We start from the raw sequence: 9,196 nt of genomic DNA, 5'->3' as shown, positions 1-9,196 counted from the left end.
CGTCAGCGTCGCGTAGTGACAACGGAAACGGACAGAATGCTATCGCTTCACCGCTGAGCAGTAATGCTCAGCAGTGTTCAGCGTAAATGTATCAGCTACCCACAGGGATTCCACCCTGCAGCAGCAAACAAAGGGGCTGAGATCAAAAGGGATCCCTCGTGGCGCTTTGCCCCCACTTGCCGCTTGTCCTTAGCGGCCTGCCGGGTGCAGGAACCCTAGAATGGAAGTTAAGCCTACTTGCCGTGAGTGCCCATGAGCCTTTTGCCCACTTCCGCTGCTCCCCTAGCCATTGCTCCGACAGCAGCCAAGCCAAGGCGACTGGACTTCGAGGTGGTGATTGCCGGAGCTGGGATGGTGGGATCCACCTTGGCAGCCGCTTTGGGTCAGGCCGGGATCCGCGTCGGGCTGATCGAGGGGCGGGATCTCTCGCAGGGGGTGGGGGCGGATGGCCGAGCCAGCGCTTTGGCTCTGGGGACAGCCCGCATTCTGCAGCGGATTGGGGTATGGCCCCTTATGGAGGCCTGGGGAGTCTCTCCCATCCACCGCATTCAGGTCTCTGATGGGGAAAGCCCCTGGATGGCTCAGCTGCGCCGCGAAACGCTCCAAGCGCCGGCGCTGGGCTACGTCGTGGAAAATCAAATTACCCAAAAAGCTCTGTTGCAGCGCATTCGCGAGTGCCCTTCGGTAACGCTTTTCAGCCCCGCCCAGGTGCAAAGTTTCTCCCCTGCAGCAGATCACATTCGGGTAGAGCTGGCCCAGGAGGGATCCCGGCAAACTCTGCGAGCTGCTTTGCTGGTGATTGCAGATGGGGCCCGTTCGCGGCTGCGGGAACAGGCTGGGATCCCGTTATCCCGCTGGGGCTATGGGCAGGTGTGCATCGTTTCCACCCTCACCCATGAGCATCCTCACCGGCAGGTGGCCTACGAGCGCTTTCAGGTCAGCGGTCCCTTCGCCATTTTGCCCACCTCCGATCCCCATCGCAGTTGTGTCGTCTGGACAGTTCGCCAAGCGGATCGAGATTGGCTGATGGGCTTATCTGAGGCTGAGTTTCTGCAGGCCATCCGGCCTTGGTTTGGATCCCAGTTGGGAGCGTTGCTGGCCGCCTCTCCCAGAGCTTGTTATCAGCCGCAGCGGGCCCATGCCCAAACCTATATCGGATCCCGGCTGGCTTTGGTGGGGGATGCTGCCCATACCACCCATCCGCTGGGGGGGCAGGGGGCCAACCTGGGCATGCGGGACGTGGCAGCTTTGGCCGCCCTGTTAATCGAAGCCAAACTGACAGGCCAGGATCCCGGCGATCCGGCTTTGCTACAAGCCTACGAGCGCTGTCGCCGCCCAGAAAATGCGCTGGTTCTTTTCGCAACCGATGCTGCCAATCGCCTCTTTTCCAACCGAAGCTGGCCGTTGCTGGTCTTGCGTCGCCTGGGCCTGTGGGGACTGGAGGTTTTGCCGCTGCTCAAGCCTGCTTTGATGCGCCAAGCAATGGGGATCCGCCCCCACCAACCCCAACTCCAACAGCTCCCTTTCCCTACACCCCTGGAACCCTTGCCCACACCTGTCTGAATCCGGCCAACCTGTCACAGCCGGGCTGGGATCCTCACTAAGAGAAAGTCATTATGTCCTCGGCAGGACAAGCGATCCACATGGGATCAAGGCTGCTCCAGAGGTAGATCGGAGAACAGCAATGGGGCAATATTGGCCGCCTGGTTGATGGGGATCTCGTCGTTGACGGCATACTGATAAAACTGATCCAAGCGCCGACACAAACCTTCTGGGGTCAAAGCCTGCACATTGGAGCTGATGATATAGCTTTGGGAAGGAGAGGCGCGAAACGCTTGAAAGGCTTTGCGACAAAAGTCCTGCTTGGCTTCCGGATCCGCTTGCCGCCATTCTGGCCCCGTCAGCTTTCCGGAGAGAGCAGGACTACTTGCCGCGACCAGAGGCAGTCCCGTTCCCAAAACCAGACCGCCCAGGATGAGCAGCAGGAGGATCCCTTTCAGGAACACCTGACGCCAAAAGAACCCGAGCTTTTGCCCGTTTTGCACCATTGTTGGATAGGCTAAGTGGGTAGGTTGGGATGCCATAGCACCCCTAGCCATCATATCGATCTTCCCGATCCAACTTCATCCCGTTCTCAGAAGCCGACAGCAGACCTGCTCGCCCACAGGCAAGGGTGGCAACAAGTTCTCAACCCATGGCCCGCAGCAAGCCCCGCCAAAAACAGCGCTTTCCCCATCTGCTTGGCTCCAAGTGGACTTCCGCTCAGCCCGTCATGGGTTGGCGACACTTTCAGGTCACTGCCCGCCAACAGGGGGAAGGGGGAGTGGTGTTTGCCGAGCTAAGAGCCGTTTGCGATCCGCAGGTGCGCCTCTGGGTGAACGCTGCTACCCTGAAAAACCGGGCCCTTTGGCAAGCGGGTTGGATTCCCTGTGGTCTCCAGGATGCTGCTGCGGATAGGGAAGCCACGGGATCCCTCCGGCCAGAGCTTGGCTTCATCACCAGAGATGGCAGTGGCAACGTATCCTAAACTTCAGGTAACCCAGAGGCCAGGAGAAAGCTAGATGCCCAAATGTGACGTTTGCGGAAAGGAGCTCAGCTACGGGGATTATCAGTGGGCCAAGCGCTGTACCAATTCTTACGGAAAATCCCATCTTATCTGTTTTGATTGCTACAGCGGCTCCGCCTGCCCGATATGCTGCTCTCCTTTAGAGGCTGCTGAGTAAGGGGGGTTGACCGGCAACTCTCTCTCGAAGCCCACTGTACCCTCTGAGCGGAAGAACTCCAGCAGTTTCTTCAGGAAATGAGGCTCAAAACAGTGCCCCAGCGATTTTATGGTTCTTCGAGGACGGAAAAGCAGTGCGGATTGGTCAGGGCTACGACATTCACCGCCTGGTGGCAGAGCGCCCCTTGATCCTGGGCGGGATCCGGATCCCTTACGAGAAGGGACTGTTGGGCCATAGCGACGCCGATGTGCTTACCCACGCCATCATGGATGCTCTCCTGGGGGCAGCAGCCCTGCGGGATATTGGCTTTTACTTTCCCCCGGAAGAAGAACGCTGGAAAGGGGCCGATAGCATCCTTCTATTGCAGCAAGTGGTGCAACTGGTGAGCCAAGAAGGCTGGCGAATTGTCAATGTGGACAGTGTGGTGGTGGCGGAGCAGCCGAAGCTCAAACCTCACATCCCCGCCATGCAAGCCCGTCTAGCCGAGGCAATGCAGATCTCCCCTAAGCAAGTGGGGGTAAAGGCCACCACCAACGAAAAGCTGGGCCCCGTCGGCCAGGGAGAGGCCATTGCTGCCTTCGCCGTAGCCCTGTTGCTGGAACAGAGAGGACAAGCTTCCTCTGACCTTCCCATCAGAATCTGAAAAGAACCTGGTCACCCCACTGCCTGAGCTGCCAAACTGGCAAGCAATCGCTCCCTCAAAAACGCAGAATCTGCCCAAGTCGCAGTCAAACCACCCATTACCTGGATCCCCAATTTTCCCTCTGGGAAAGGGGCCGGGAGGGGGGCTACTCCTCTAGGAGAAGGGCTGGGGGTGAGGGCCTCAGCAGCGCGGAGCGCTTGGGCCACAGGGCGCGGGATGCGGGCGAGCCGTCCCAAACTTGCTTGGAACAACGACTTGGCAAAGGAAATGGTGGGCCAAAACAGCACCTCAACAGACCAGCTCAAGAGAAGCCTTTTTGTCCCTCTACTCTTGGGGATCCTTCTGCTCTGGCTCAGCGCTTGTGCCACGCCCACCCGCCCCCCCCATCTGGTTGCCACGGTGACTTCAGATCCCAAAACCTTCAACACCTATTTGGCCGCCGAAAGCTCCAGCCGCGACGCCATCGCCTACCTGGAGGCGGGCTTGGTCACCTTGGATGAGGATACCCTCTTGCCCAAACCGGAGCTGGCGGAAGGCTGGGAAGTGTCTGAGGACGGCTTGCGGTATGTCTTTACCTTGCGGGAGGGGCTGCGCTGGTCGGATGGAGAGCCTCTGACAGCAGCAGATGTGGACTTTACCTTTAACCGCATCATCTTCAACGAGCGGATCCCGACTTCTGCGCGGGATGTGAAGCGAATTGGAGAAGCCGGAGCACTGCCTCAGGTGCGGGCGCTGGACGAGCGGCGGATTGAGTTCGTTTTGCCGGAGCCCTTCGCTCCCTTTCTGCTGCAGGCCGGATCCCCTATTTTGCCCAAGCACATCCTCGAGCCCACTGTCGAGCAGTTGGACAGCCGGGGCAACCCCCTTTTCTTGCAAACCTGGGGTATCGACACGCCGGTGCAGCAATTGGTGGGGGCTGGCCCCTATGTCATGCAGGAATACACCCCTGGCCAACGGCTGGTGTACCGGCCCAACCCCTATTACTGGAAAGGGGAAGGGATCCCGCGCATTGAACGGGTAATCCTGCGCATTGTGGACTCAGAGGACACCGCGCTGCTGCAGTTTCGCTCCGGCGAGACCGACGTGTTTTCGGTGCGGGGGAGAGATTTTCAGCTCTTGAAGCGGGAAGAAGAACGGGATCAGTTCACCATCTACAATCTCGGCCAGACATTGAACAACAGTTTCTTTGCCTTCAACCTCAGCCGCGCCCGTAACCCCCAGACCGGGCGGCCTTTTGTGGATCCCGTCAAAAGCCGCTGGTTTAACGATTTGAACTTCCGCCGGGCGGTGGCCCACGCCATGAACCGGCAGTTTTACGTCGATAGCGTCCTGCAAGGGTTGGGCCAGATCCAGCACTCGGTCTTCTCCCCCGCCAGCCCCTTCTACCTCAGCCCTGAAGAGGGCTTGCCCACCTACGACTACAACCCTGAAAAAGCGCGGCAACTGCTCCTCGATGCCGGATACACCTATGATGCTGAGGGCCACCTGCGGGATTCCGAGGGCAACCGTGTCCGTTTCACCTTGCTCACCAACGCCGGCAACAATCAGCGAGAGGCCACCGGCGCGTTGATCAAAGCCGACCTGGAGCGGATCGGCATCACCGTCGATTTTACTCCCATCGCCTTCAACACCCTGGTGCAGCGCACCGATAGGCGCGATTGGGAAACCCTGTTGCTGGGCTTTGGCGGCGGCGGTACCGAACCCAACAACGGCTCCAACATCTGGCGCAGCGATGGCCGTTTGCACCTCTTTAATCTGGGAGATTTGCCCGGCAACCCGGCAGAAGGGGTTGAGGTCAGCGATTGGGAACGGGAGATCGACCGCATCTTTATCGAAGGGGTGCGGGAGCTAGACTTTGAAAAGCGCAAAGCCCTCTACGACCGGTTTCAAATCATCATTCAGGAACAACTGCCCCAAATCGGCACTTTTAACCCCCTGGTTCTCTCGGCCCTGCGCAACCGCATTCAAGGGGTGGATCCCCGACCTATTCTGGGGCCCTTGTGGAATTTAGATCAGCTCTACATTCAAGAGTAGGGCTTCTGATGTGGGATGAGCCGTTTGAACCGTTGAGCTGTGTCCCTATCGCCACATTTGGCAGGTGAAACTCAGTTGTAGGTTGTGTTGTGGACGTCTTGGATTTTGCAATTATTTCACCGTCAATTCCACGTCCCCCACACTCCTGAGGACGGTGATCCCCACCCCTCCTGACTGCAGATAGAGACCGATGTCCAGGGATCCCTGGCCCACCTGCACATTCTCAAGGATGACGTGGGGCAGCCACAGGGGCAGAGTGGGCTTGGTCAAATGCACCCGTTGGGCCAGCCCGTCGATCTCCAGCCCCAGACAAGCCTGCAGCAGCAAAAACACACTGGCCGCCGCCCAAGACTGGGGCAGACAGGCCACCGGATAAAGGGTGGGGCCCTCCCGCTGTCGCCGCCGAAAGCCACAAAACAGCTCAGGCAGCCGCTTCAGCTCCAGAAACTGGCTGGCATCGAACAGCGCTGTCAAGACCCGCACCGCTTCGCCCTTGAAGCCATAGCGAGATAAGCCTGCGGCAATCAAGGCATTGTCGTGGGGCCAGATGGAGCCATTGTGGTAGGACATGGGGTTGTAGCGCCCCTCTCCCTCCGGCACCGTGCGGATCCCCCAGCCGCTGAAGAAAGCTGGCTCCAGCAGTTGCCGGGCAATGCGGGCGGCGTGCTCGGGATGGGCGATCCCCGAAAACAGACAGTGGCCCATGTTGGAGCTGCGCACCCGGCAAGGTTGCTTCTGGCCATCCAAAGCCAGGGCATAGCCCCCCAACTCTTCGCACCAGAAGTGATCCCAAAACTGCTGCTGCAGCTTTTCCGCTTGTTGTCGCAACTGGGCTGCTTGCTCTTGCCGCCCCAGCAGCTCGGCCATCTCTGCTGCCAACTGCTTAGCTTCGTAGGCATAGCCCTGCACCTCGCACAGGGCCAAGGGGGGTTCTGCCAGGGATCCGTCCGGGTAGAAGATGGCATCTTCAGAATCTTTCCAGCCCTGGTTGCGCAGGCCCCGGTGAGCTTTGCCCGCGTACTCCAGAAAGCCATCCCCATCGGGATCCCCGTAAGTGTCCATCCAGTGCAGGGCTGCTTCGATGTTTGGCCAGAGCTGCCGCAACAGCTCTAGATCGCCGCTGCGCTGCACATAGCGTCCTGCCAACACCACAAACAAAGGGGTGGAGTCAATGCTGCCGAAATAATTGCCAAAGGGGATCTCGCGGGTTTTGGCCATCTCGCTGCGCCGCTGCTCGTGCAGGATCTTGCCCGGCTCCGCATCGCGACTGGGATCCAGCTCCTGGGCCTGATGGGCCGCCAGATAGAGCAACACCCCTCGGGCCAAGTCCGGGAACCACCAAAGAGTAGCCAAGGCGGTGATCAGGGCATCTCGCCCGAAGACCGTGGTAAACCAGGGCACCCCCGCATAGGGATAAAGCCCGTAGGGAGTGCGGGTGAGCATCATCAGCAGGTCATCCCGCGAGGCGTTGAGCCAATCGTTAAACTGAGCATTGCCGGTGTCGATCCAGTGGGCTTGCGCCCGCAAGGAAGCCCTTTGCTCCCGCTCCGCCTGCAGAGCCTCCTGGTAGGTCAAAGGGGCAATCTCCTCCCCGCCGTAGCTGCAGATCACCCTCAGCTCCAAATCCCGTTCCTCCTGCGGGGCCAAAGGCACCCACCACTGCGCCAGCTTCTCCGACACTAGCTCCGGCGCCGGCAAAAATTGCAACTGGGTTTGCCGCTCCACTCCATCCAAGCCGCGGTAGCGGAGAACCACTCCCTCAGGGTTCACCTGGGCCGGCAGCACTTGACCCCACTGGGCCCGTCGGATGCCCCGGATCTCAAAAATATCGGCAAAGTCTGCCTCAAAGCGCAGGGTAATCGGCACGCGAAACGAGGCCGAGCCGTAGTTGTGAATGCGAATGCGCTCGTAGGCTACGTTGTTCCACAGAAAAGTAGTCCGTAAAACATGCAGGGTATCTTGACCGATAAACTGCCCCTCTGAGGTGGTGAACTCCGGGTTGGTCAGATCCACCGCCAAAATATCTTTGTCTTCCCGCACCTCTGAGCTGAGCAGCAGAAACTGCTTTCCCTGTAAGTCCAACACCCAGCGGGACAAAAAGCGGGTGTCGTCCCGGAAGAGGCCATGATCCCGGATGCCGAGGGGGCGCATGTTCCCTCGCCGGTCAAAGATGGCAAAGCAGTTGTCATGCTTGAGAACATGAGAGCGTGCCTCCACCCAAGAGGCGCTGGCCCGGATGTAGTACTGATCTTGAATTTGGATGATGTCTTCTGCCATCTCGGTCTTCTCGATCCCTATCCAGCCGGTCTCCTACGCGAACAGCTTACTGCTATCGGTCCACTCAAAGAAGGCGAAGAAGCAGGGGCCCCCCGATGCAGCCCAGCAGCCCTAGCTGCTACTTGGCCCATCTAAGCCTTATTAAGCTGCCTTCTTCGCGACATCTCCTGCCGCTCGTTCACCAGTTGGCGGTAGAGAGCCTCGTAGTCCGACACCATTCTTTCCACGCTGAACCGCTCCTCAAACACCTGCCGCACCCCGGCTCGGCTCAGGGATCCCACCTTCTCCACAGCCTCCACTGCTTCCTCCACCGAGTCGACAATAAAGCCGGAGCGCCTGTCGGCCATGACCTCCGGCACGGAGCCAAAGCGTGTGGCGATCACCGGCGTGCCACAGGCCATCGCCTCGATCATCACCAAGCCGAAAGGCTCGGGCCAGCGGATGGGAAACAGCACTGCATAGGCTTTGCCCAGGAACTCACTTTTCTCCTGCTCAGTAATTTCTCCCATGAGCTCCACGTTGGGATGGCGGCGGGCCAAGGGTTCAATTTGAGACTCATAGTACTGCCGATCCACAGGGTCGATTTTGATGGAAGCCTTGAGGGGCATCCCAGCCCGGACGGCAATTTCAATAGCCGTGTCCAGCCCTTTTTCCGGGGAGACCCGGCCCAAAAAGGCCAGGTAGTCCCCCTTTTCTGGATAGAAACGGTGGAGATCCAGGGGCAAGCCGTGGTAGACCGTCCCCACCCAGCGGGCCTGGGGCAGCGGCAGCCGCTGGGCGTTGGAGATGGAGACCACCGGAATGTCCTGAAACTCGGTGTAGAGGGGCTGCAGCTCCGGAATGTCCAGTCGCCCGTGTAGGGTGGCCAAAAAAGAAACCTGCGGGTGGCGACGGGCCAGGGCATAGGGATAGTAGTCGATGTGGCCGTGGATAATGTCAAACTCGTCGGCCATCTGAAAGGCTTTCTCGACCATCAAAACATGAGGAGCCACTGTGTCGATAGCCGTGGGATCCAAACGCAAAGCCCGCTCCCGAAAGGGGATTAGACGCGCTTGGGTTTGGGAGTCGCCGCTGGCAAACAACGTCACCTCATGCCCCCGCCGCACCAGCTCTTCGGTGAGCCAAGACACAACTCGCTCGGTGCCGCCGTAGAGCTTGGGGGGCACACTCTCATGCAAAGGGGCAATCTGAGCAATGCGCATAGCCATCCTCCACACCGAATCATCACTGCTCAGGGCTGTCTGCCAGACCGGGCTCACTGGCATTTCCGGCTGCTCCTAGGGAGAGCTTCTCACCCACGCCATGAGCTGCAACGTTCTTCAAGGGCAAAGCCAGGCCCAACCTTTATCGTAGCCAGCCAAGCCTGTTGGATGGGTCTTGTCGGAAAGCGTCTCATTTTCTGGCCTGACAGTTTTTGTCCAGAGGGGAAGGGGCTACACCTCACCGGCGCGTTCGCGCAAGCGTCGCGTAGCGATAACGAGCTATGCCCAGTTGCTGCCGGGGAGGCTGCTGGAGCCGG

7 protein-coding genes are annotated in these 9,196 nt (G+C 59.4%); 4 read left to right on the top strand and 3 right to left on the bottom strand.

Going from position 1 to position 9,196, the window contains the following annotated elements:
* Window positions 1–252: 252 nt before the first annotated feature.
* Window positions 253–1,563, top strand: coding sequence for a UbiH/UbiF/VisC/COQ6 family ubiquinone biosynthesis hydroxylase (locus tag ACVWVQ_RS07735; RefSeq protein WP_457507777.1), 1,311 nt, complete (start codon window positions 253–255; stop codon window positions 1,561–1,563).
* 86 nt (window positions 1,564–1,649) lie between these two features.
* Here ACVWVQ_RS07735 and ACVWVQ_RS07730 read toward each other — a convergent pair whose 3' ends face one another.
* Complete coding sequence (locus ACVWVQ_RS07730; protein WP_457507775.1) at window positions 1,650–2,084, bottom strand: hypothetical protein; 435 nt, start codon at window positions 2,082–2,084, stop codon at window positions 1,650–1,652.
* Between the two features lie 110 nt (window positions 2,085–2,194).
* Here ACVWVQ_RS07730 and ACVWVQ_RS07725 point away from each other — a divergent pair, with 110 nt between their 5' ends.
* The 3 genes from ACVWVQ_RS07725 to ACVWVQ_RS07715 all read left to right on the top strand — a co-directional run bounded on the left by ACVWVQ_RS07725 (window position 2,195) and on the right by ACVWVQ_RS07715 (window position 5,400).
* Window positions 2,195–2,527: a TIGR02450 family Trp-rich protein gene (locus ACVWVQ_RS07725; protein ID WP_457507773.1), complete on the top strand. Its 333-nt coding sequence runs from the start codon at window positions 2,195–2,197 to the stop codon at window positions 2,525–2,527.
* Between the two features lie 329 nt (window positions 2,528–2,856).
* Complete coding sequence (ispF, locus tag ACVWVQ_RS07720) at window positions 2,857–3,366, top strand: 2-C-methyl-D-erythritol 2,4-cyclodiphosphate synthase (protein ID WP_457507771.1); 510 nt, start codon at window positions 2,857–2,859, stop codon at window positions 3,364–3,366.
* Between the two features lie 267 nt (window positions 3,367–3,633).
* Window positions 3,634–5,400 (top strand): ABC transporter substrate-binding protein, encoded by a 1,767-nt coding sequence (locus ACVWVQ_RS07715; RefSeq protein WP_457507787.1) that lies wholly within the window; start codon window positions 3,634–3,636, stop codon window positions 5,398–5,400.
* Between the two features lie 111 nt (window positions 5,401–5,511).
* Here ACVWVQ_RS07715 and ACVWVQ_RS07710 read toward each other — a convergent pair whose 3' ends face one another.
* On the bottom strand, window positions 5,512–7,677 hold the full coding sequence (locus tag ACVWVQ_RS07710; protein ID WP_457507769.1) for an amylo-alpha-1,6-glucosidase: 2,166 nt from the start codon (window positions 7,675–7,677) through the stop codon (window positions 5,512–5,514).
* A 131-nt stretch (window positions 7,678–7,808) separates the two neighbouring features.
* Window positions 7,809–8,879 (bottom strand): glycosyltransferase family 4 protein, encoded by a 1,071-nt coding sequence (locus tag ACVWVQ_RS07705; RefSeq protein ID WP_457507767.1) that lies wholly within the window; start codon window positions 8,877–8,879, stop codon window positions 7,809–7,811.
* Window positions 8,880–9,196 lie beyond the last annotated feature (317 nt).

The sequence above is a fragment of the Thermostichus sp. MS-CIW-36 genome (genome assembly GCF_054059035.1).
The sequence above is the reverse complement of the archived record's forward strand: the minus strand, read 5'-3'. Positions and strand labels throughout refer to the sequence as shown.